This window comes from Paenibacillus sp. LHD-38 (assembly GCF_031157315.1).
Classification (GTDB): Bacteria; Bacillota; Bacilli; order Paenibacillales; family Paenibacillaceae; genus Pristimantibacillus.
In genome coordinates this window covers 1-22,449 of the sequence record NZ_JAVIFU010000072.1, presented here as the reverse complement: position 1 = coordinate 22,449, position 22,449 = coordinate 1, and the positions used below count along the sequence as shown (strand labels likewise).

Below are 22,449 nucleotides of genomic sequence, written 5' to 3'. Positions count from 1 at the left end.
CTGTACTAGCTGTTGCTTTATCTCTTTTCCCAGTCTTGTCATTGTCCTCCACCTCAGCCTCTCTTTTTACCCACTATACTTTCTATTGAGGGGTACGACAACTATTCTGACACAGGGGGAGTTATTGGCGCTTTAGTTGAGTAAGGCACTATAAGATAGCTCTTTTTCGTATTTTATTATTTAATAATCTAGGCGCATAGATCTAATAGAGATCTAATAGATCAAGCGTCTTTATTGTGCCAGATTGTGTAATTCTACGGACTGTACTTGAGAGAATAGATGATTACGTTAATTTAATGATTTTCATATTTATGAAATTATTTCATAATACATTGCTAATTACTCTAACTTATATTATATTATTCACAATAATGAAAATACGGGGTGAATTTATGAATATAGGAATGGAAATAAAGAAATTGAGGACTGAAAAAGGAATTACTTTGAAAGAGTTAAGTGAAAAAAGCGAACTATCTGTTGGATTTCTGTCTCAATTAGAAAGGGGGCTTACTACCATAGCTGTTGATTCACTTGAAAAACTAGCTGATATTTTGGAAGTACATTTAACACATTTTTTTGATTATCCACTAAAAAGGAAAGATATGGTTTTAAGAAGTTATGAACAAGAATTAATGGATTCAGTAGAAGGTGGTTTTATTAAGTATAGTTTAAGTACAAACTTAGAAAATAAACAACTTTTTCCAAGGCTTATAGAAATTCTTCCTCAAAAGAAAGATGAAGAAATATTATCCTATAAGCATAAGGGAGAAGAGTTCATTTATGTTTTAGAGGGTATATTAACAGTTTACATAAATGGTAAGAGGCATGAAGTATATCCTGGTGACAGTGTTCATATGGACTCAAATATTGCCCACAATTGGGCTAATTATACGAACAAAAAGGTCAAGCTTATAGCTGTTAATACGCCTAATTATATCTACAATAGTGGGTTTTATACTACAGATGCTGATTAGTAAAGACATTATATAAGATAAAAAGAAAGTGATCATAACAATGGAAAAATTTGTGTTATATCTAATCGGTTCTTTTTTTGTAATCGGAGCTATTGATTATATTACCGGAAATCATTTGAAACTGGGTGGGAAATTTGAGGAAGGCATAAAGACCATGGGAGCTTTAGGGCTTGGCATGATAGGAATACTTTCTTTAGCCCCTATATTTACAAATTTTTTATCCGCTGAGATTATTCCAATCTTTAGAGTTTTTCATCTAGATCCTTCTATCGTTCCTGCAGCATTTTTAGCTGTAGATATGGGGGGCTATCAAATGGCTAATGAGTTAGCATTGACAGAGGAAATGGGGGCATTCTCAGGAATTATCATCGCATCTACATTAGGAGCCACAATTAGTTTTTCAATACCTGTCGCGTTAGGGATGCTTTCTAAAGAGGATGAAAAATATTTTTCTATGGGTGTGTTGGTTGGAATTATTACTATACCAATAGGATGTCTTGCAGCAGGCTTATGGCAAAAAATAAATATCAATATATTAGTATGGAATCTGGTACCTATATTTGTTTTTGCCATTATTTTAGGAGCAGGATTATTAAAAGCTCCTCATGTTTTTATAAAAGTTTTTAATGTATTTGGAAAGCTTATAATGAGTTTGAGTACTGTTGGATTACTTTTACAAGGTATAGATGTGATATTTGGTGTAAGGCTTGTCTCAGAATTAGCACCATTATCTGAATCTACTGTAATAGTAGGCAAGATCGCATTTGTTTTAGGTGGAGCATATCCTATGCTAGCACTTATCAATCGAATTTTTAAAAATAGTTTTAAAGAAATAGGGGAGAAATTTGGAATTAATTCAGTGTCAGTAGCAGGCATTCTAGGAAGTTTGGCTAGTAATCTGTTGATATTTGGAACATTTAAGGAAATGAATCCTAAAGGAAAAGTGGTATGTACTGCCTTTGGAGTAAGTGGAGCATTTGTATTTGGAGGTCAATTTGGATTTGTGTCAGGAGTAGCCCCAGAAATGTTAGGAGCGTTTATCATATCAAAGCTTACAGCCGGAATAATTAGTATAGTACTAGCTGCATGGCTATATGATCGTGAAAATAAAGAATTTAGTCATAAGGAAAATGGAGGTATTAGTAATGAATATCAGGGATAGGGTCGAAAAGTTAAGACAGCTAATGAAAGAAAATCAAATGGATGCTTATATAATTCCCAGTTTTGATGCACATCAGAGTGAATATGTAGCAGAACATTGGAAATGTAGACAATGGATATCAGGATTTACAGGGTCTGCAGGTACTGTAATTATTACATTAGAGGATGCTGGGTTATGGACAGATGGTAGATACTATATTCAAGCAGAAAAGCAGCTTGAGGGCTCAGGAATCAGATTATTTAGAATGGTGGATCCAGGGGTACCATTTTATTCAGAATGGCTAGCAGATGTTCTTAATGAAGGAAGCATTGTGGGCTTTGATGGAAATGTTTTTTCAATTAATATGGTTAAAAAGATGGAAAAAGATCTAAAAGCAAAGAGAATCGTATTAAAAATGAATCAAGATTTAATTGGTGATCTGTGGGAAGATAGACCAGAGATTCCTAAAGAACCAATTTTTACTCATGACGTAAAATATGCAGGCAAATCACAAGTAGAAAAATTAAATGAAGTAAGAAAAGAAATGAAAAATATAGGAGCAAATTATTATATTTTAACTTCCCTTGATGACATTGCATGGCTTTTGAATATAAGAGGGGCCGATGTGCCTAACAATCCAGTTGTAATAGCTAATGTAATCGTAGCAGAACATGAATGTTATTTATTTATTGATTCTTGCAAGGTTTCCCCTTTGGTTAAATTAGAACTGGAGGCTGAAGGAATCGAGTTAAAAGCGAATCATGAAATACAAACTTTCTTAGGAAATCTTTCAAGCGGAGATACTATTATTTTAGATACGAATAAAACAAATAGCAGATTATATAATGCCATTAACAGTATTACAAAGAAAATTGAAAGTCCTGACATCACGACTAATTTAAAAGCGATTAAAAATGAAGTTGAGATAAAAAATGTAAAATGGTGTGAAATAAAAGATGGTTTAGCCATGGTGAAATTTATAAAATGGCTAAAAAACGTTGTAGACAAAGAAGAAATTACAGAGATTACTGCAGAAGAAAGATTAGAAGATTTCAGAAGGGCGCAGGAAGGATATGTTGGACCTAGCTTTGATACGATAGCAGGTTATAGAGAACATGCTGCGATGATGCATTATAAAGCCAATAAAGAAACGCAATTTACTCTTAAGAATGAAGGTCTTTTTTTAATTGATTCAGGCGGACAGTATTATGATGGAACAACAGATATTACACGAACGATTGTTTTAGGAAAACTTACCGATGAACAAAAAAGAGATTTTACTTTGGTGTTAAAAGGATTTATTGCATTAAGCTCAGTAAAATATTTATACGGAGCTACAGGCTCTAACTTAGATGTTTTAGCAAGGCAACCAATATGGCAGTATGGTTTAGACTATAAATGCGGGACAGGACATGGGGTAGGTTTTTTCTTGAATGTTCATGAAGGACCACAAAGCATAAGGAATAATAATAATGTTACATTAGAAAAAGGCATGATTATTACGAATGAACCGGGAATATACCTCGAAGGTAAATATGGAATTAGAATTGAAAATATGATGTTAGTAGTTGAAGACGAGAAAACAGAGTTTGGTCAATTTATGAAGTTTGAAACAATTACGTATTGCCCAATTGATTTAGCCGGTATCAATAAAGATATGTTAACAGAGAGTGAAAAGCAATGGTTAAACAATTATCATCAAGAGGTATATACGAAGCTAGCTCCTTATTTAAATAAAGAAGAGAGCGGATGGCTAAGGGAAGAAACTAGGGAAATATAAAAAGGAATAGGAAGGGATTAAGAATACTAGGTACTCACTTAGGTTCGTTACGGAGAACCTTACCACAAATAGGACAAAATTTTTACAAGTGTCTGTAACCACTCTTGGAGCGGTAATCCACGTAAAGGTTAAAGCGGCATAAGTAGCATGAGCACATCAAGCCCGCATTCAATTGAATGCAGGCTTGATGTGTTCTAGTGCAGGGAGAGCCTCGAATGGGGAGATGTCCCTCTCTTACATATCTGAACACATAGAATCTTACGTATTAGCTAGCTCTATTAGGACGTTCTATTTACTCGTTAATGTAAGTGTTGACTCGGTTTTGAATCAACTTGCTGACGTCTTCAACTGATTTCTGGACGCTCATGTAAGAATCAAATTCTTAAACTGCGATTGAAACGACCTTATGATTACTAGTTAAATTGGTACTCACACCATCTATGAGCTGATGCAATTCTTTCATCTTGCTTTCTACTGTATTAGCATACAATTTCTGTCCAAGGAGTGTACCCGCTACTGCCTGCTGCTTGGCATCCTTGAGCTGTTTCTCCACAACTCCCTTCTGCATCGCAAAGCCAAATACCGTTGGTGAAGAGTGCATTTCCTCGGAAAGCATGAACTTAATAAATTTCCAAGCTTCATCTTGAACTTTGTTTTGCCTAATTGAAAAAAAGAGGTGCCCCTAGCCATATTCATGGCTTTTGGGACACCTCTTTTTGTCTATGAGTCAGCGATTGATTAACATTCAGATTTATCAGATTTTTCAAATTTTTAGTCATCACTATATTGACTCTCGAATAAGAGCGTATTACAATGAAAATGGAAAGCGTTTGGCGCCAAAATTAAGGAATAAGGAGTTCTGTATCTTGCCCACACTCAAAGATATTGCAAACCAGGTCGGCGTTTCCGTTTCTACGGTTTCAAGAGTCATTAATAACGATACGAGCAGGCAAATTAATGCGGAAACGAAAAAAAAAATTTGGGATGTTGTCCTAGAATTAGGCTATAAGCCGAATGAAGCTGCGCGCAATTTGGTTCAAAATAAAAAGGAAGAAGCTAAGCCTTCTATGCAGGTAGGCTGCATAGTGATGAAAGAGCAGTTCCGAGGGCAGCATCCTTATTTCTCCCCCATTTTATCTGGGTTGAGCAAGCAGTTACAGGATTCTGGCTATACATTGACTTATATTCACTCCTTGGATGAATTGCAAAGCGAGCAGCAACTGCACAGAGTGGTAACGGAAACACATCTGGATGGGATGATTCTCATCGGAGAGATTGATTCCGAGATTTTAACCTATATCCGAAAGCACATCCGAGCAGTTGTTGGCATCGATTTAACGGATGCAGACGTTGCTGACATTGCTGTTGTGGATTATGACCGCATAGCTGCTGTTCAAGCCGCAATTGAACATTTAATTGCACAGGGACACCGTAAAATCGGCTTTATCGGAGGCGATACGGGTACCAATGGCAATCCAGAAGATAAGCGATTTATTGGGTTCAAATATGCGATGCATCGCGCCGGATTGGAAGTGAGCCCCAACTGGGTAATCGATACTGAGTGGCTGGTTGAGAAGAGCTATAGCGGCATGATGAATGTATTAGAATCACAGTCAAATGATCTGCCGACGGCCATGTTTGCTGCAAGCGACACCCTTGCAATTGCGGCCATGAGAGCGGTCTCGGAGAGTGGACTGCTTATCCCTAAAGATATGAGTTTTGTCGGCGTAGATAATATCGAATTGTCTGAGTACACGAATCCACCTTTGTCTACAGTCGCTGTTCCGAAATACGAAATCGGGGTTACTTCGGCCAAACTTTTAGTACAATATATAAACGGAATCTTAGATTTACCAATGAAAGTACAACTACCATTCCAACTGGTCATTCGGCAGTCTTCTGTGAGATCATAATTATTTACGGGAATCCGTAGATAATTTTTTTTAGCAGGTTTGGAAAACGCTTTCCTGTGTTGCCCCAAATAAAGTTAATGGTCAAATATAAGAATTTCTATATTACTCGATAAGCTGGCTATATGTCTAGGTAAACGAATCCGTCCAAGATAGCATAATTATTTACGGAAATCCGAAGATAATTATTTTTAGCAGGTTTGGAAAGCGCTTTCTTGTGTCGCCCCAAACAGTGAGGCCGTTTATTTTGATCCTATTAGGAGGTGATGGACTCGATCGTACATAAAAAGCATAATGACACCTTTCTTCAGTCGCCATGCAAAAAAACATGTACTTTATTGAAGCTATTGCATTTACAGGAACTAAGGGATAGGGAGAAGGAAAAACCATAATGAAAACATTGACAGCTGTGCTTATTGGAGCGGGATCTCGCGGAGCTCGAAGCTATGCGCCTTATGCGCTTGATTATCCGCATGAATTGAAAGTTGTGGCTGTAGCCGAACCAAATAGAGAAAGGCGTGAGAACTTTGCACAGGAGCATAAAATTGCTAACGAGCACTGCTACGCAACTTGGGAGGAAATCCTAGAACAGCCGCAAATGGCGGATGTCATGATCATTTGTACGCAGGATCGAATGCATCATGGACCTACGATTCAGTCATTGAATAAAGGCTACCACGTTCTGTTAGAGAAGCCAATGTCGCCGGATCCGAGAGAATGCATCGAAATGGAAAAAGCAGCAAAGGACAACAATCGTTTGTTGTCGATCTGTCATGTGCTGCGCTACACGCCGTTTTGGTCTACGATTAAACGGATTATCGATGAAGGACGCATTGGCGAAGTGGTTTCAATCCAGCTTAACGAAAATGTGGGATATTGGCATATTGCGCACAGCTTCGTTCGCGGGAATTGGAATAACTCGGACACGTCAAGTCCGATGATTTTGTCCAAATCCTGTCATGACATGGACATCTTATCTTGGCTGATGGATCAGCCTTGTGTACGAGTCAGCTCGTATGGCTCGTTGATGCACTTTCATTCTGGCAATTTACCGGAGGGGGCTACGGAACGCTGTCTAGACGGCTGTGCTGTGGAATCGCAGTGTCCCTATTCGGCTCCGAGGTTTTATTTGGGGGATGGGAAAAACTGGGCGTGGCATTTTACACAGGATACTTCCAAAGAGGCCATCATAGAAGGTTTAAAAACGTCACCGTACGGTCGTTGCGTGTATAAATCTGATAATAATGTGGTTGACCATCAGGTAGTGAACATGGAATTTGCGAATGGCTCCACGGCAACCTTCAGCATGTGCGGATTCACGATGGAGCAGGAGCGAATTGTTCAAATCATGGGCACGAAGGGGCAAATCAATGGCCATGATGATCGAATCACTGTATACGATTTTGTTACGAAAGAGAAGAACGAAATCTCCGTTCATGTGCCAAATAGCGGGCATGGCGGCGGTGATGCAGGGGTAATGCGCAGCTTCTTAGGTGAAGTCCGCACGAATAGTGGTGAGGAAAGTTTGACGTCCGCGACCGCTTCGGTTCGCAGTCATTTGATGGCCTTTGCAGCCGAGGAGTCCAGATTGAACAAGGGGAGATCGGTCGAAATTTCCGAATTTTCCGAACGGGTTATGGGTGCGGACTAGTGCGATAAACAAAAAGATAATGAAGTGAGGTGAGTTTTTGTTGACGACTACTGAGAAAACATCGTTTATTTCAAAGTTTAGGTACGATTGGAAATGCAACCGCTTTCTTCTGTTGTTATCGTTTCCGGGATTAATCATGATTGGTTTCTTTGCTTATTATCCCATGGTCGGTGTCGTAACTGCTTTTCAAAATTACAGTTTGTTTTTAGGAATAAGCGGCTCTGAATGGATTGGCTTTGATAACTTTACTCGGTTTTTTAATGATCCAAACTTTTTTAGAATAATAAAAAACACGTTTGTTCTTGGTTTTAATAATCTGCTTTGGTCTTTTCCCGCACCCATTATTCTGGCTTTGTTGATTAACGAAGTGATACATCCAAAAATTAAGAGATTTATTCAAACCGCTACGTATTTACCTTATTTTATTTCGGTTGTTGTCATTGTGGGCATTATGAAGTCCATTTTTAGTGGTGATGGTATTGCAAATGAATTGATAGCAAATTTCGGTGTTGACCCGATCCAATTTTTTAACGAATCCAGTTACTTTAGAGGCTTGTATATTGGCTCAGGTATTTGGCAGGAAGTTGGCTATGCCAGCATACTCTACTTGGCGGCCATTACAGGGATTGACTCAGAAATGTATGAAGCGGCTAAGATCGATGGCTGTTCTAAGTTAAAACAAATTTTTCACATCACCTTGCCCAGTCTCCGCCCAACCATCATTACTTTGTTAATTTTAGCAATTGGCGGTATTGTAGGCGTTGGATTCGATAAAATTCTGTTAATGTATAGCCCTGCCACATATGATGTTGCCGATGTTATTTCTACTTATGTTTACCGTAAAGGTATAATCGACCAAGATTATGGATTTTCAAGTGCTATTGGGTTGTTTAACAGTTTGGTTTCCATTGTTTTTTTATTAGGGGCAAACTATTTTTCCAGAAAACTCCTAAAGGAAAGTTTATGGTGATATCATGAAAAAAAATTCTTACAAAATCAAAGAACCAATGGGAGATCGGGTCTTTCTTTCTGTCGTGTACATCATGTTGGCTATTGTTGTACTGGCTATGCTCTATCCCTTTGCTTACGTTGTGTCTGTGTCTATTAGCAATCCCGCAGAAGTCATTGCGGGGAAAGTTAGTTTTTTTCCAAAAGGTTTTGACCTAGGTGCATTCAAGACCATGATAAACCATCCTATTTTTTTCACGGCATATAAAAACACGATTGTGTATACTGCCCTGGGGACGCTTTTCACCTTGTTTTTCACAGCAATAACAGCATATCCACTTTCCAAGGATAAGTTTCAAATGCGTTCATTTATGTCCAAGGTGTACATTATAACCATGTTTTTTGGTGGCGGTATGATCCCTACCTTTCTGGCTTATAAGTCCCTGCATATATTAGACACCATTTGGGTTATGGTTCTTCCGGGGGCACTGTCTGCATGGAACATTATTCTCATGAGATCCTTCTTTAGGAATATACCTGAAAGCCTAAGTGAATCCGCTTACATTGATGGGGCCACTGATCCTCAAGTTTTAGTGAAAATCATTTTGCCACTTTCCAAGCCAATCCTGGCTACCATCGGCTTATTCACAGCTGTTGGCATTTGGAATGGATATTTTAATGCGTTGCTTTACTTAAATGACACCGAAAAGTATCCTTTGCAGATGATTTTAAGAAGTATTTTGGTAGCTGCAACATTCAATCCAAGCGAAAAAGACGCTTATGCTCAATTAAATCACTCGGCAACGGAATCTTTAAAAATGGCATCCATTGTCATCACGACCCTTCCTATTATGTGTATTTATCCTTTTATACAAAAGTACTTTGTCAAGGGCCTTATGGTTGGCTCAATAAAAGGATAATTCATAAAGTTAACTAAAGAGGAGAGATTTATCATGAAAAGATTTTTAATCTTAATTGTAGCTACCATGATGTTGTTAGTTACAGCGTGTAACAAGCCAAGCGAACCTACCAAAACCACAGAACAGTCACAGACAGCAGACCCAAATGCCGCCACACAAAAAGTTAGCGAAGAACCAATTGAAGTTACTTGGTTTTTCCAGGCTAATACCCCATACACTGGCGACGAAGAAATTTTTAAGACCATTCAAAAGTACACAAATATTAAAATCAAACCCGTTACCGTTGCCCGTGCAGACTATACACAAAAAATGAATACCATGTTAGCAGGTGGATCACTACCGGATTTGATTACGTTATCAAGAGATAATGCGGATCGTTATGGTCCACAAGGAGCATTCTTAGATTTAACGCCTTATATGGAATCAGGGAAGCTTGATCATTACAAAGCGATGTTGGAAAAATATCCACCTGCCATGGATCTGACTCGTTCGCCTAACGGCAAATATTATGGCGCCCCAAGAGTGTATGATGTGCCATATCGTGCCGACGAAGTTATGTTAGGCAGGACTGATATTTTTGCAAAACACAACTTATCCACGAAGTTCGAAACCTTTGACGATTTATACAATACCTTAGTTGAACTGAAGAAACTCTACCCAGATTCTTACCCATTTTTCGTAAGATGGGGGACGTCTCATCTAATTGGCAACCAAGCTTACTTTAGAGGAACGAACACCTCTTTCCATCTTGACCCAGATCAACAAAAATATTTATTCGGTCCAGAAAGCCAAGCCTACAAGGATACGTTGGTTTACTTGAATAAATTGTATTCCGAAGGCTTGTTAAATCCAAACTTTGCTACGATTACAGATGATGAATGGAATGAACTGTTAGCTACAAACAAAGGTTTGGTGACCTTTGACTACCCACAAGTTGGCGACGAGATTGTTCAACTAATGGGAAGCAAAATTCCAGAGGGCTTTGAATTTACGGCTATGCTTCAACCTGCTTACAACAATAAAAGAGTTGGTACCACTGTTTTAAGCGGCTATTTCCAAAACTACAAAGTGATTTCAAACCAAACTAAATACAAAGATGAATTGGTTAATTTGCTGAATTGGATGTACAGCCCAGAAGGTATCGATGCACTGCAATTTGGTATCGAAGGCGAGTCTTACGAAAAGAATCCCGATGGTACTGTGAAATTTTTGAAGGATTTTCAAACTCCTGCTACACCAAATGGTACCATCAAGAATACGGGGCTAAATACCCAAGAACTTTTCAGTGTTGTAAATCAAGCTGCTATTAATACTTTTGAGTTAAATGGTGCTGCCATGAAAAAATCGGTATCATTTTTGGAAGAAAACCAAGCCTTTGGCAAGGCAATCTTTGATGCAAAATTTAGCGATACTAATGCAAAAAAAGAATATACCGACCTCAAAACGGCTATTGATACCTACGTAGAGGAAGCTTCGGTAAATGTGATTATCGGTAAGCAAAGCATTGATACCTGGGATTCAAAAGTTATAACACAGGTTAAAAAACTTGGTTCTGACCGAGCTTTGGAGCTAATCAATAAAGCTTACGACGAGACTTTTAAGAAATAGCGAATATAACTTGAGTTGAGCATAGGAGCGTGATGTTTTTACGCTCCTTATGTTGATTAGGAGGAAAGCATGTATAGCAAACTGACCATTCAAGACTATCCGGAACCACCCCATATTAAACCTGGAGATTCCTTGCATTGTGATTTTTTACTAGATGATTTGGAATTTATCGCCAAGAACGATTTCAAAATCATGTTAAAAGGCGAATATGCCATGCACCCCTCTTGGATGACAGAGGGAGGGTACCCCTATTTATATCGAATGGTTGATGACTGTCTGTCTCCAAATGATACCCATCATAGCCAGTTTTGTTTGCATTTAAAAGGAGAAGGTGAACCCTATCGAAAGCGTGCCTATTATAAATTCGTAAAACCTAAACACGCTGGAAATCAATTTACCTTCTCTATCTATGCAAAGGCAGATCATTTAGAGAAGAATAACACAGCTGATTTGGAAATTGTTTTTGAAAAGCGGTTCATAAAAGAAGGGGTAGACACGGCTTCCATCAGTTTAGACCCCGATGAGGTCATTATCATTCCTATAGAAGAAGGTACTTACCCTTGGCAAAAGATTGAGAGAGATTTTGTTTTAGAGGATGATGTGGCTTCCATTTTGGTTTATATCCAAGTGAAGGGATGCCTTGGAGACCTTTACCTGGAAGACCCACGCTTTAATGGTAATTTCTACAGTGAACCCAACTATAATTATTTGGCTCCGTTTACGATGTCTGATCCTTACCATGAAGAAATGAACTGGTTTGGGGAGAATCTATCCAAAAAAGAATGGGCAAACCTAACGATTAAAATCAACAATGAGATTTGCTTTGACGGCGAATTTTTTCAACGGTGTTTACGGTTTTCCGAAAAGGAATTCAAAATAGATAAGGATCTATTGAAAATAGGTAAAAACACCATCAGCATCACCAATCAAGCAGATTATTTTATGCCCCAGCCTTACACGGTTAAATCATTATATTTGCTATATCAAGAGGCAAAAAATTTAACTGTAGTTGGTTTCGATGATTGCATTCCTCTGCATACGCAAATACCTATTATGGTTTACCTAAAAGACCGATCTACCGTTATCGTAAGCGCCGGTGAAAACGAGAACCTGATTTTTGAAAAAGAACATTGTTGTCAAAAGGGTTTTAACGTAATCAATTTTATGGCTACATCCCACCAAACGAATTTCAAGATCAAATTAAATTGTAGTTTGGAAGAAGAAACGATTACCATTACACGAACAATAGAAAAAAAAGATGACAATGTATTAACAGGAACCTCAGACGCCATTTTTATTAGTCAAGATATAGAAGATTTTGATGAGTTTTTTTGTTGGTACTTAAACAACCGTTTGGGGAATTTTATATCCTTACGGCCTGTTTATCGATGGACTGGAACTAGGGAATTAAACAAAGATTTTTGGGAGCACCTTGTCAAAATCTTTACGGAGTACCGCTATCATTATTGCCACATTATTGATGGGCGCGAGCTTCCAGGTATGAATGCAAACCCAACGAAAGAAATGCTAAATGGACCTTATTTTATTGGAAATCAAGGACACGAAAGAGACGGTGCCTTCTATTATTGGGGTATTGGGCGGGGCTTTAAATTTGCTTTTTTTGACGAGCTCATGGAGCGGTTTATAGATAAAATTGAAGATGGAAAATATTTAACGCCTCCTGTTTATGCACAAAATAGAGTTTTTTCAGGTTATAATCCTGTGAAGCCAACGGACATGGAAGAGGCGGCTGCACAACTCGTTGAAAACGTTCGCTATTCGTTAAACGGCGTGAAAAGACATTCGGGTCCAAGCACGCTATTTAAGTATTTCTACGAGGGTGGCTTAGAAAGCGCAGGCAGTGAATTGATGTATGGCCCACATGAGATTATAATCGCTGCACAGCGGGGAGCGGCAATTGCATACAACAAAAAAGATTTGTTAGCGCATTTGGCCGTTCAATGGTCAACACTGCCTCATGACACAAAAGAACGGTTTAGAAGGTATCAACTTTCATTATTTGTTTGCTATACTCATAACATCAATCACATCAATACAGAGGAAGGGCTTTGGCATATCGAAAGTGAGATGGCATTTTTCGATCGGTTTTCCCCGGCTTGCCTTGAACATTTACAAGTGCAAAAAAACTTTGCCCATTTTGTAAAAACCCATACAAGACCTACGAAAATGGTTGTCCCATTTGGTTTTTTACATGGAAATAATGATGCTTGGGTATGTTTTACAAGGCCCAATGCATGGGGACAAGTCGGCGATAAATGGAAATTTAATCATATGGAGGAAAGCTGGGATTTGCTAAAAACCTTCTTTCCGGACTCTGTTTTGAGTGCCATTTATCGATACCCATGCGAAAACAAACCACAAGGATTTTATTCCAGAACCCCTTATGGCACGGTTGATATTTTACCGATAGAGGCTCAGCCAGAAACGTATCAAAAATATAAAGTGCTTGCATTTTTAGGTTTTAATACCGCTACAGATCAACAGTTTCATAAGCTCCTTGAATTTTGCTACGATGGAGGCACGGCCATTCTAACTTGGGCTCATCTTTTCACCACAACGGATCGAGAAGAGGCTTTGAATGGAACAAGTGGCCTAATCGAGAAGGGCTTAATGGAAAAGGTTTTGGGGATAAAGGAATATGTTTATCCTGAAAATGTTGATAATCCTAAAAGGATCATGGACCTTACATTGCAAGATACAGTAACGGTAGTCGAAACACACCAAGGCAAACCATTAATTATTCAAAACACTGTAGGCAAAGGGAAAGTTATCTTTATCAATTCACTGCACTATCCTGCCAATCCAGCCATTCGAGAAGAATACCAATCTGTATTAAAACAAACCGCAGAGGAAGCTTGCAAAGATGAGTATGAGAAAGGGTATATTGTTGGTGATGATACCGTTAACTTTACCGTGTTTGACCGTGAAGATGGGCTAAGAGTAATCTACTTACTAAACATCGATTGGTGGAGTGACAAAGAGATTGCCAAGGCTACATTGAAATGGAACAACAAAACATTTGAAATCAATGTTGAGCGTGAAAAAATCAATATCATAACGTTATCCGAATCAGTTGGCATCCTATCACGGGATTTTGATACAGAGGTGGTTTCCATCCAAGAATCCATGGGTGAAGCTATCATTCGCCTGCAGGGGTATGGAACTACATCCTTAGAGGTGCTGACAAAAGACAAACAAGAAAAAACAATTCAGATTGATGGCTTTTATGAAATGAAACTAAAAACGTGAACGTCAAATAACCCCCACCACAGGGAGGCCGCTGAAAAAAAGTCTGACTCGTGAAAAAAAAGTACATTGTTAAGCGGAGCGATTTACTCCAGTACAATAGAGTCAGCCACATGATCGATGTAATCGATCAGTTCCACGTCAAATCCGAGTGTGTTGTAGTAGTAAGATAGCAGTTTTAACTGAAAATCCATGAAAATGCACCTCGTGTTATTGCTTTAATGGTGGTAGGATTACTTCCATTAAACCATTTTTTGCTTGGTGCATTTTTGTCTTTTATCCGAATTTATGAGCTTATTGAACACGCTCTTGTAGTGTTAATATGAATTAAGGATAATAAATAAGAACGTGATATCGCACAATATTATTCGTATAATTCATATAACTATGGGGCTGATCAGCGATAAATCTAAGGGATTCATTTGGCTTAATTGTGTAGTTTCTGCCGTCAATTGTAATTCCCAAACTCCCTTCTAAAAGCATAATGTATTCCTCTACTCCGGCAGTGTGCGCCTCGGATTCGTGAACGCAATGCGGATCCATTTCAACCAAATAAATCTCGAATTGCTTGTGCGGACTAAATGGAAAAAGTGGATAGGAACGAAATGAGCCTTTTTCTTCTAATAAGGGATCCATATCTGCACTGTTGAAAATAGAAACGGAAGGACCTTGTTCTTCGATTAATGAAGTGAATGATAAACGAAGTCCATTGGCTATTTTCCAAATAATAGAAATAGAAGGATTTGATTCACCGCGTTCGATTTGTGCAAGCATTGCCTTGCTAACTCCGGTTAACTCAGCCACTTTATCAAGACTCAGGCCCCTGCCGTTACGGATTGACTTTAAGTTTTTACCCAATTTAACATGTATCGGTTCCACGATTTCCCCACTCTCTTTTTTGTTTTTTACCCATCGTAACGTAAAAAAACTCGAAAGTCGACTATTTCATATTTCACCATTGTGCGTTATTTGATACATGTGTATACTATAACATACATAGTATAACGTATGTATTGAGGAGGCGAGATTATGTCCAGCAAACAATTAGAGCAATTCTTAATAGACAATTTGACGGAGTTAAAAAGTAAAGGGCTGTACAATGTTATTGATCCCATGCAGGGGGCAAATGGCCCGATGATTGCTATTGCGGGTAAAGAGTTTATTAATTTATCCTCGAATAATTATCTGGGTTTAGCGAATGACTCTAGATTAATTCAGGCAGCCGTAGAGTCTGTGAACATTTATGGAACTGGGGCGGGAGCGGTCAGGACAATTAATGGAACATTAAACATTCATCTGGAGTTAGAAGAAAAATTAGCTGAATTCAAGAATACGGAAGCTGTTGTTGTCTATCAATCAGGGTTTAATTGTAATATGGCAGCTATCTCGGCAGTGATGGATCAGAATGATGCAATTCTATCTGATGAATTAAATCATGCTTCAATTATTGAAGGGTGCAGATTATCCAAAGCCAAGATTATCCGCTACAATCACTCTGACATGGATGATTTGTGGAGTAAGGCGAAGACAATTAAAGAATCCGGATTATATAAGAAGCTCATGGTAATTACGGATGGGGTTTTCTCCATGGACGGGGACATTGCGAAGCTTCCAGAAATCATTGAGATTGCAACGGCGTATGACCTTATAACGTATGTGGATGATGCTCATGGTTCCGGAGTTCTGGGAGGGGGCGCGGGTACAATAAAGCACTTTGGGCTTTCTGATCAAGTGGACTTTCAAATTGGTACGCTCTCCAAAGCTGTCGGCGTCGTAGGGGGATATGTTGCGGGCAAGAAGGAATTAATTGATTGGCTGAAAGCCAGAAGCAAGCCGTTTTTATTCTCAACCTCATTGCCTGCTGCTGCTGTAGCACCCAGCATTGTGGCTATAGATATCATTAAGAACAGTCCAGAACTTATGGATCGATTGTGGGGGAACGGTGATTTGCTGAAGAAAGGACTCCGTGATCTAGGCTTCGATATCGGAAACAGTGCGACGCCGATATCACCATGTATTATTGGAGATGAAAAACAGACGCAGCAATTTAGCAAAAGGCTTTATGAAGAAGGTGTTTATGCAAAGGCGATCGTATTCCCAACAGTACCAAAGGGAGGAGGAAGAATCAGAAATATGCCAACCGCAGCGCACACGGGGCCAATGCTTGAAAAAGCATTATCAATCTATGAAAAAATAGGGAAAGAGCTGAAGTTAATATAAAAGAGAGGGGCATTCAGATGAAAAGAATAATGGTCACTGGCGCATCGGGTCAAATTGGCACTGAGCTTGTCACTAGACTACGAGAAATTTATTGTACTGATCAGGTAATTGCTACGGATATAAAAAAATTAAGCACAGATGAAGGATCAGGTCCCTTTGAATTTCTGGATGTCACCGATCCTCAAGCAATGTATGACATTGCCAATAAATATCAAGTGGATACAATCATTCATTTAGCTGCACTGTTATCTGCGACTGCGGAGGCGAAACCGTTGCTTGCTTGGCAATTGAATATGGGGGGATTGCTCAACGCATTAGAAGTGTCTAAATCATTGCGATGCCAACTCTTTACTCCAAGTTCGATCGGTGTATTTGGACCAACGACACCCTATAGTAATACGCCGCAAGAAACAATTCAAAGACCAACTTCCATGTATGGTGTCAGTAAAGTCTCAGGGGAATTATTGTGTGATTATTACTATAACAAGTTCGGGGTCGATACTCGGGGCCTGCGTTTCCCCGGAATCATCTCCTATGCAACTCCGCCGGGGGGAGGAACTACTGATTATGCAGTAGAAATTTTTTATGATGCAAGTGAGAGAGGACGTTATACGTCTTATATTTCGCAAGGCACTTTTATGGATATGATTTATATGCCGGATGCTCTTGAAGCAATTATCACCCTAATGGAGGCAGATGCATCCAAGCTCAAGCATCGCAATGCTTTTAATGTATCGGCAATGAGTATCGATCCCGAAATGATTGCTACAGAAATTAGAAGGCATATTCCTCATTTTGAACTCGCTTATCAAGTGGATCCGCTCAGACAAGCGATCGCAGATAGCTGGCCTGATGCGATTGATAGCACCGCTGCCAAGGAAGAATGGGGGTTTAGCGTAGAATACAATTTGGAGAAAATGACTAAAGATATGCTCTCGCAAGTGTCCCTTAAATTCGTGGGGTAATGTGTCTCGGTTGCCTGGCCTCAAACTCTATAAGTCGAATGTAATTGTCCCACTGATCACTAAAAATTTACCACTAAGCAGACCGATTTTCAGGATTTACTCCTGATTTTCGCTTTGCTTTTTCTCAATATTTTCTTCCGTTTCTTTTTCAAGAACAATAGAACGTTTCTGCATTACCTCTGCTTTCATATCCTACTTTAATTGAAGGACACAGCTCAAGAATAGTGATCATATTGATTATTGATAGATATGAATACAAAAGGAATGATTTATAGTATCGTGATGCTATTATTTGTCATTATCGAGATGGAACGCGCGGCAAAGGAAAACAGCCGACTATTAACGATTTGCCACGTGCTTCGCTATACGCCGTTCTGGTCAGCCGTCAAGCGAGTCATTTCCCAAGGTCAAGTCGGCGAAGCCGTGTCGATTCAATTAAATGAAAATGTAGGGTATTGGCATGTTGCCCACAGCTTCGTACGAGGTAATTGGAGCAACTAGGATACGTCTAAAGTTTGATAATACAGGCGAGGATTTAGAGGATCTGATTAGCATTGGGACAATCGGCTTGATCAAGGCGATTGAGAGCTTTCAAACCGGAAAAAGGGACGAAGCTCGCGACTTTTGCGGCTCGTTGTATCGAGAATGAAATACTTATGCATTTGCGGTCATTGAAGAAAACCCGCAAGGACGTGTCTTTGCATGACCCGATCGGCACGGACAAGGAAGGCAATGAAATTACGTTGATCGATATCCTCGGCACGGAGGCAGATGATATCGTGGATAAGGTGCAGCTCAAAATTGAGAAAAGTAAAATATATAAGAATTTGGATATACTCGATGACCGCGAGAAGGAAGTTGTTATTGGCCGCTTTGGTTTAGAGCATGGCGGGGATGAGCGGACGCAGCGGGAGATTTCGAAGGAGCTTGGGATCTCGCGGAGTTATGTGTCGCGGATTGAGAAGAGGGCGCTTATGAAGCTTTATCATGAGTTTTATAAGGCGAAGCGGTAAGGTCGGTCAGTCGGAGAAGTCGCACTCCACAGCGTAAATAGCCTCCCATGGATTTGAACTGTTGTTCATTCCAGGAGGCTTTTTTCATTTTAAGAGCAAAATCGCGATCTCAGTTGACAGATCTTTTTCCAACATGTTACACTTTCGTTGAACTGACTAGTCAGTTTTTTTCTAAATTAACGAGAGGCGGATCACCTTGAGTAAAGAGAAAATTATCCAAACAGCGGTTGAAGTATTTTCAGAAAACGGTTATCATCGGGCAAGTATGGATGAAATTGCTTTGAGAGCCAATGTCGCCAAAGGAACACTTTACTATCACTTTCCAGGTAAAGCCCAATTGTTTAAGACGCTTGTTAAGGATGGTTTTCAGGAGATTATTAATAAAGTTCAGGCCGATCTTAAATCCACTTTTACTTTGGAAGAACAAATCAAAAGGATCATCAGGCATAACCTCGATCTGTTTTTGGAATCAAGCAGTTTAGCGCATATCGTTTTCAATGAACTATCCAACGGTATCGATCAGGAAGTGCTCGAAGAACTGAAGAAACTAAGAATTGACTACATTCATTTTCTTGCAAACGTTTTAGAAGAAGGAAAGCAAGAAGGCGTGCTTCGTGATGTTAACTGCAATTTGGCCGCGGCTGGGATCGTTGGGATGCTCGACAGCGCATGTAATTATTTTTTGAATAACAACAAAGAATTGTCCCGTGATCATATTGAACAATTCTTTTATACGATCATTACATCAGGTTTGTTTTTGACTAGCGGTGAGTAACCGCCCTTTTTTGGGGTTATTATACTGACTAGTCAGTATAATAAAATTAGATGGAAGCGATGGTGTAACATATGGATTGGAGAATGGCTAATGAATTGATACCTTTGTCTTATTTTAAAGAAATGCGAGCCTCCTCCCCCTTATTGTTTAAAAAGGAGACTGATTCCTGGGACGTTTTCAAATACGAGGACGTCAAAACGATTTTTTCCGATCACGAGCATTTTTCTTCGCAAGGTGTCGAAACGATGAAAGATCCGATTGAAGCGAGTATTCTAAGACAAGATCCGCCTAAACATCGGCAATTGCGGATGCTCGTTTCTCAAGCTTTTGTTCCTCGGGTTATTGAAGGACTGACGCCAAAGATTGAAGCGATAGCGAATGAGTTATGTGACCAAATGGAAGCGAGCGGTAAGATGGATGGGCTTCATAATTTTGCAAGTCCGTTACCGATTATCGTCATTGCCGAAATGCTAGGTATTCCTCTGGAAGATCGAAAGCGTTTCAAAGAATGGTCGGATGCGCTGGTCGGAAACAAACCCGAGCGATTTTATCAATGCCAACAAGAGATGAGTGATTATTTTACCGCAATAGCGGATCAGAGACGGCTTGAACCGCAGGATGATCTGATTAGTCGTCTAGTCCGTGCGAAAACAGATGGCGAACAATTAAGCGATCTGGAAGTGATCGGCTTTTGCATCCTGCTGCTTGTTGCGGGAAATGAAACTACAACCAACCTAATTTCCTCGGCACTATTTATGATCGATAGCAATGCTGATGCTAAAGAGCAGCTTTTGGAGAATCGTTCTTTGGTTCCTCAGGCTCTTGAAGAAGTTCTTCGTTATTGTTCCCCTGTTCAAACGATGATTCGAACGGTAAAAAAGACTACAGTTCTACGCGGACAAACACTAACTCCCGGACAAATGGTCAATATCTGGATTGGCTCGGCCAACCATGACGAAGACCTATTCGAGCGTCCGGACATCTTCGACATCCACCGGAGTCCTATTCCCCATCTTGCTTTTGGTCACGGAATTCACTTCTGCTTAGGAGCGCAATTAGCTCGTTTGGAAAGTAAAATTGCCATTCAAACGCTGCTTAATCGATTCCCTGAGTTCCACCTCGATCGCTCCCATTCATTGGAGAGAATCGACAGCTGGTTGATGTTTGGAATCAAACAAATGCCTATTATTTTGCGGAAATAATAGAAGTTGTATTCACAGCACTTGTTTTCCCAAAGCAGACACATAGAACCTTCGAAACCTGGGTCTGTTTTGGTTCTTAACTATGTATCTTGGGTAAAGGAGCAAGGATAACAATAGTGAACTGTATTACAAATAGTGGTTATTCGGTGCGGAGAGTATAATTCATCTAAAAGAGATGACACTCCACCTGGAAGGTCATGGGACCGACGGCATCTCTTTTTTGTTTTATTGAAATAAAGGGGATTTTACGTTGCTTCGTGTCCACAACGTCAAATAATTCGACAATACAGGTGAGGATCTCGAGGATTTAATCTCGATCGGAACGATCGGTCTTATTAAAGCGATTGAGAGTTTCCAAACCGGGAAAGGCACGAAGCTCGTGACTTTTGCGGCTCGTTGTATCGAGAATGAAATACTTATGCATTTGCGGTCATTGAAGAAAACCCGCAAGGACGTGTCTTTGCATGACCCGATCGGCACGGACAAGGAAGGCAATGAAATTACGTTGATCGATATCCTCGGCACGGAGGCAGATGATATCGTGGATAAGGTGCAGCTCAAAATTGAGAAAAGTAAAATATATAAGAATTTGGATATACTCGATGACCGCGAGAAGGAAGTTGTTATTGGCCGCTTCGGGCTGGAGCATGGCTGGGATGAGCGGACGCAGCGGGAGATTGCGAAGGAGCTTGGGATCTCGCGGAGTTATGTGTCGCGGATTGAGAAAAGGGCGCTCATGAAGCTTTATCATGAATTTTATAAAGCGAAGAGATGAAAATGTCATCTACAGGACGCACTAGCTTAATAGTGTTGTTCAACGAATAATATAAATAAAATACACGTCAAATTCGACGTGTATTTTATTTTCTTAATTCCCGCCTTCGACTGGCGAAACACAGCCCATTTATATTTCTGTAAACAGTGCGAAATGTGGTGGAATCGATGATTTTCATGTCTTTGCGGAAGGCTGCGGGATTTCTCTGTGCTAGAATTTGCGTGACCAATCGCTCGAAGACCAACTGAAGCAGGTCAGGATCAACCTGATTATGCTTCCGACAAAGTTGCGCAGCACTGTTTGATTCAAGCACGAGTTCCTGCTGAAATTCCTTGCATAACACGTCGTCAGCAATATCTTGAAGCCCATCACGTCTTTGCAATTGGGCATGAAGAAACAATTTAAGATAAGCTGGCGTGGTGAGCTTCTTAACGTATTTATCTTGGCCGGTCTGAGCAATTCGAACGTGAACGTCTTCGTACAAATTGGAGAAAGCCATTTACCAAATGAAGAAAATAGGGTATTCTTGTCCATAAGCTGATCCTTTTCACTGGATTTTGGACAGGTACTACCTTCCATTCCATTGTAAAGGATTTTTTTATGCTCAGACACAAATAAAATTGAATATTATGAAGATTCGGATAACATTAATGCAACGCTTGTGAAATCTCAAAATATGCCAGTTTTACAATTTGTGATAAAATGGAAGTATTCTGCAGTACCAGTATCGTACTGATAAAGGTAGGGGGTTGTTCGTGGGCTTATTGTATATTCTCATGTTCCTCTCGCTTTGGTCCATGGGTATCGTATTTCTGGTTTACAGCTTTAAGAGCAACTTCTGGATCGGCATGACGCTAATCATTGGAGGGATGTCGAGCTTTGCCTTCTCCGTCCATCTGGTCATCATTCCCTTCCTCCAGCCTTACGGACGGCTGTCGCCTTTCGTGAGCACCGCGATCTTCCAACTCAGCGCGGCGGCCATGAACGTTTACTTTTACTTTTTTCCATTTGCGGCATGCATGGGCGGGCTGTGGATCGGGGCTGTCCCGTCGGACAAAAAACGGCTGCTGCTATCGCTTCTGCTTGCGATTCCCGCGGCCATGCTGTTTACGGTTCATCTTCTACGCGAGCCGTGGAGCACCTTCGATGTCAGCACCTTCCGCTGGTGGAGCGGCTTTTATTGGCTCTTCGCTCTACTGGATGGATAACGCCAATTAGAATAGCTTCATAGACATGTTGGTTTTAGGAGATTCTTAAAGGCATGGTAGAATTGGATAATGGGTAAAGATGGATCTTTGAT

At 39.8% G+C, this 22,449-nt stretch carries 17 protein-coding genes and 3 pseudogenes; 17 read left to right on the top strand and 3 right to left on the bottom strand.

All coding sequences use genetic code 11. The features are described 5' to 3' along the window. The first annotated feature begins 392 nt into the window (after positions 1 to 392). From RCO25_RS31940 to RCO25_RS31930, 3 genes are read left to right on the top strand one after another with little or no spacing between them, the layout of a single operon-like run. Positions 393 to 974, top strand: coding sequence for a helix-turn-helix domain-containing protein (locus RCO25_RS31940; protein WP_053344573.1), 582 nt, complete (start codon positions 393 to 395; stop codon positions 972 to 974). Between the two features lie 40 nt (positions 975 to 1,014). Then, complete coding sequence (eutH, locus tag RCO25_RS31935) at positions 1,015 to 2,136, top strand: ethanolamine utilization protein EutH (protein WP_309000106.1); 1,122 nt, start codon at positions 1,015 to 1,017, stop codon at positions 2,134 to 2,136. Further along, the gene (locus tag RCO25_RS31930) at positions 2,120 to 3,895 is read left to right on the top strand and encodes an aminopeptidase P family protein (RefSeq protein ID WP_309000105.1); all 1,776 of its coding nucleotides are present in this window, start codon (positions 2,120 to 2,122) and stop codon (positions 3,893 to 3,895) included. Before eutH ends, RCO25_RS31930 begins: the two co-directional genes overlap by 17 nt. Before the next feature lie 382 nt (positions 3,896 to 4,277). Here the strand turns inward: RCO25_RS31930 and RCO25_RS31925 are convergent, their stop codons facing one another. Then, complete coding sequence (locus RCO25_RS31925) at positions 4,278 to 4,511, bottom strand: hypothetical protein (RefSeq protein WP_309000104.1); 234 nt, start codon at positions 4,509 to 4,511, stop codon at positions 4,278 to 4,280. Between the two features lie 118 nt (positions 4,512 to 4,629). Between RCO25_RS31925 and RCO25_RS31920 the strand changes: the two genes are divergently transcribed. The 6 genes from RCO25_RS31920 (at position 4,630) to RCO25_RS31895 (ending at position 14,202) form a co-directional block, all read left to right on the top strand. Then, positions 4,630 to 5,808: a LacI family DNA-binding transcriptional regulator gene (locus RCO25_RS31920; RefSeq protein ID WP_309000103.1), complete on the top strand. Its 1,179-nt coding sequence runs from the start codon at positions 4,630 to 4,632 to the stop codon at positions 5,806 to 5,808. 388 nt (positions 5,809 to 6,196) lie between these two features. After that, a complete protein-coding gene (locus RCO25_RS31915; RefSeq protein ID WP_309000102.1) occupies positions 6,197 to 7,456 on the top strand; it encodes a Gfo/Idh/MocA family protein in 1,260 nt (419 codons plus the stop codon). 40 nt (positions 7,457 to 7,496) lie between these two features. After that, a complete protein-coding gene (locus tag RCO25_RS31910) occupies positions 7,497 to 8,426 on the top strand; it encodes an ABC transporter permease (RefSeq protein WP_309000101.1) in 930 nt (309 codons plus the stop codon). Between the two features lie 4 nt (positions 8,427 to 8,430). After that, positions 8,431 to 9,324 carry a carbohydrate ABC transporter permease gene (locus RCO25_RS31905; RefSeq protein ID WP_054027428.1) on the top strand — a complete coding sequence of 298 codons (894 nt, stop codon included), beginning with the start codon at positions 8,431 to 8,433 and terminating at the stop codon, positions 9,322 to 9,324. Positions 9,325 to 9,357: 33 nt separating this feature from the next. Further along, positions 9,358 to 10,932, top strand: a complete 1,575-nt coding sequence (locus RCO25_RS31900; protein WP_309000100.1) for an extracellular solute-binding protein — start codon at positions 9,358 to 9,360, stop codon at positions 10,930 to 10,932. Between the two features lie 69 nt (positions 10,933 to 11,001). Beyond that, positions 11,002 to 14,202 carry a hypothetical protein gene (locus tag RCO25_RS31895; RefSeq protein WP_309000099.1) on the top strand — a complete coding sequence of 1,067 codons (3,201 nt, stop codon included), beginning with the start codon at positions 11,002 to 11,004 and terminating at the stop codon, positions 14,200 to 14,202. A 324-nt stretch (positions 14,203 to 14,526) separates the two neighbouring features. Here the strand turns inward: RCO25_RS31895 and RCO25_RS31890 are convergent, their stop codons facing one another. Further along, positions 14,527 to 15,078, bottom strand: a complete 552-nt coding sequence (locus RCO25_RS31890; protein ID WP_309000098.1) for a helix-turn-helix domain-containing protein — start codon at positions 15,076 to 15,078, stop codon at positions 14,527 to 14,529. Between the two features lie 150 nt (positions 15,079 to 15,228). Between RCO25_RS31890 and RCO25_RS31885 the strand changes: the two genes are divergently transcribed. The 7 genes and pseudogenes from RCO25_RS31885 to sigK (RCO25_RS31855) form a co-directional block, all read left to right on the top strand. Next, positions 15,229 to 16,419, top strand: a complete 1,191-nt coding sequence (locus tag RCO25_RS31885; protein WP_309000097.1) for a glycine C-acetyltransferase — start codon at positions 15,229 to 15,231, stop codon at positions 16,417 to 16,419. A gap of 17 nt (positions 16,420 to 16,436) precedes the next feature. Continuing rightward, a complete protein-coding gene (locus tag RCO25_RS31880; RefSeq protein ID WP_309000096.1) occupies positions 16,437 to 17,384 on the top strand; it encodes an NAD-dependent epimerase/dehydratase family protein in 948 nt (315 codons plus the stop codon). Between the two features lie 300 nt (positions 17,385 to 17,684). Continuing rightward, positions 17,685 to 17,882: pseudogene (locus RCO25_RS31875) on the top strand (gfo/Idh/MocA family oxidoreductase); the annotation flags it as partial. After that, positions 17,845 to 18,397 (top strand): annotated as a pseudogene (gene sigK / locus RCO25_RS31870) (RNA polymerase sporulation sigma factor SigK). The pseudogenes RCO25_RS31875 and sigK (RCO25_RS31870), both read left to right, overlap by 38 nt. Positions 18,398 to 18,593: 196 nt before the next feature. Next, entirely contained in the window at positions 18,594 to 19,172 is a 579-nt protein-coding gene (locus tag RCO25_RS31865; RefSeq protein WP_309000095.1) for a TetR/AcrR family transcriptional regulator, read from the top strand. Positions 19,173 to 19,417: 245 nt separating this feature from the next. Further along, positions 19,418 to 20,374, top strand: a complete 957-nt coding sequence (locus RCO25_RS31860) for a cytochrome P450 (protein WP_309000094.1) — start codon at positions 19,418 to 19,420, stop codon at positions 20,372 to 20,374. A 277-nt stretch (positions 20,375 to 20,651) separates the two neighbouring features. Beyond that, positions 20,652 to 21,149 (top strand): annotated as a pseudogene (gene sigK, locus RCO25_RS31855) (RNA polymerase sporulation sigma factor SigK); the annotation flags it as partial. A gap of 85 nt (positions 21,150 to 21,234) precedes the next feature. Here sigK (RCO25_RS31855) and RCO25_RS31850 read toward each other — a convergent pair. Then, complete coding sequence (locus tag RCO25_RS31850) at positions 21,235 to 21,633, bottom strand: DUF4372 domain-containing protein (protein WP_309000093.1); 399 nt, start codon at positions 21,631 to 21,633, stop codon at positions 21,235 to 21,237. A 271-nt stretch (positions 21,634 to 21,904) separates the two neighbouring features. Here RCO25_RS31850 and RCO25_RS31845 point away from each other — a divergent pair, with 271 nt between their 5' ends. Continuing rightward, positions 21,905 to 22,357: a hypothetical protein gene (locus RCO25_RS31845; RefSeq protein ID WP_309000092.1), complete on the top strand. Its 453-nt coding sequence runs from the start codon at positions 21,905 to 21,907 to the stop codon at positions 22,355 to 22,357. Positions 22,358 to 22,449: the final 92 nt, after the last annotated feature.

Excerpts from the sequence above, each read along its gene's own strand:
- RCO25_RS31940 (WP_053344573.1), top strand. The coding sequence starts at position 393 with ATGAATATAGGAATGGAAATAAAGAAATTGAGGACTGAAAAAGGAATT.
- eutH (WP_309000106.1), top strand. The coding sequence starts at position 1,015 with ATGGAAAAATTTGTGTTATATCTAATCGGTTCTTTTTTTGTAATCGGA.
- RCO25_RS31930 (WP_309000105.1), top strand. The coding sequence starts at position 2,120 with ATGAATATCAGGGATAGGGTCGAAAAGTTAAGACAGCTAATGAAAGAA.
- RCO25_RS31925 (WP_309000104.1), bottom strand. The coding sequence starts at position 4,511 with ATGCTTTCCGAGGAAATGCACTCTTCACCAACGGTATTTGGCTTTGCG.
- RCO25_RS31915 (WP_309000102.1), top strand. The coding sequence starts at position 6,197 with ATGAAAACATTGACAGCTGTGCTTATTGGAGCGGGATCTCGCGGAGCT.
- RCO25_RS31905 (WP_054027428.1), top strand. The coding sequence starts at position 8,431 with ATGAAAAAAAATTCTTACAAAATCAAAGAACCAATGGGAGATCGGGTC.
- RCO25_RS31900 (WP_309000100.1), top strand. The coding sequence starts at position 9,358 with ATGAAAAGATTTTTAATCTTAATTGTAGCTACCATGATGTTGTTAGTT.
- RCO25_RS31895 (WP_309000099.1), top strand. The coding sequence starts at position 11,002 with ATGTATAGCAAACTGACCATTCAAGACTATCCGGAACCACCCCATATT.
- RCO25_RS31885 (WP_309000097.1), top strand. The coding sequence starts at position 15,229 with ATGTCCAGCAAACAATTAGAGCAATTCTTAATAGACAATTTGACGGAG.
- RCO25_RS31880 (WP_309000096.1), top strand. The coding sequence starts at position 16,437 with ATGAAAAGAATAATGGTCACTGGCGCATCGGGTCAAATTGGCACTGAG.
- RCO25_RS31860 (WP_309000094.1), top strand. The coding sequence starts at position 19,418 with ATGAAAGATCCGATTGAAGCGAGTATTCTAAGACAAGATCCGCCTAAA.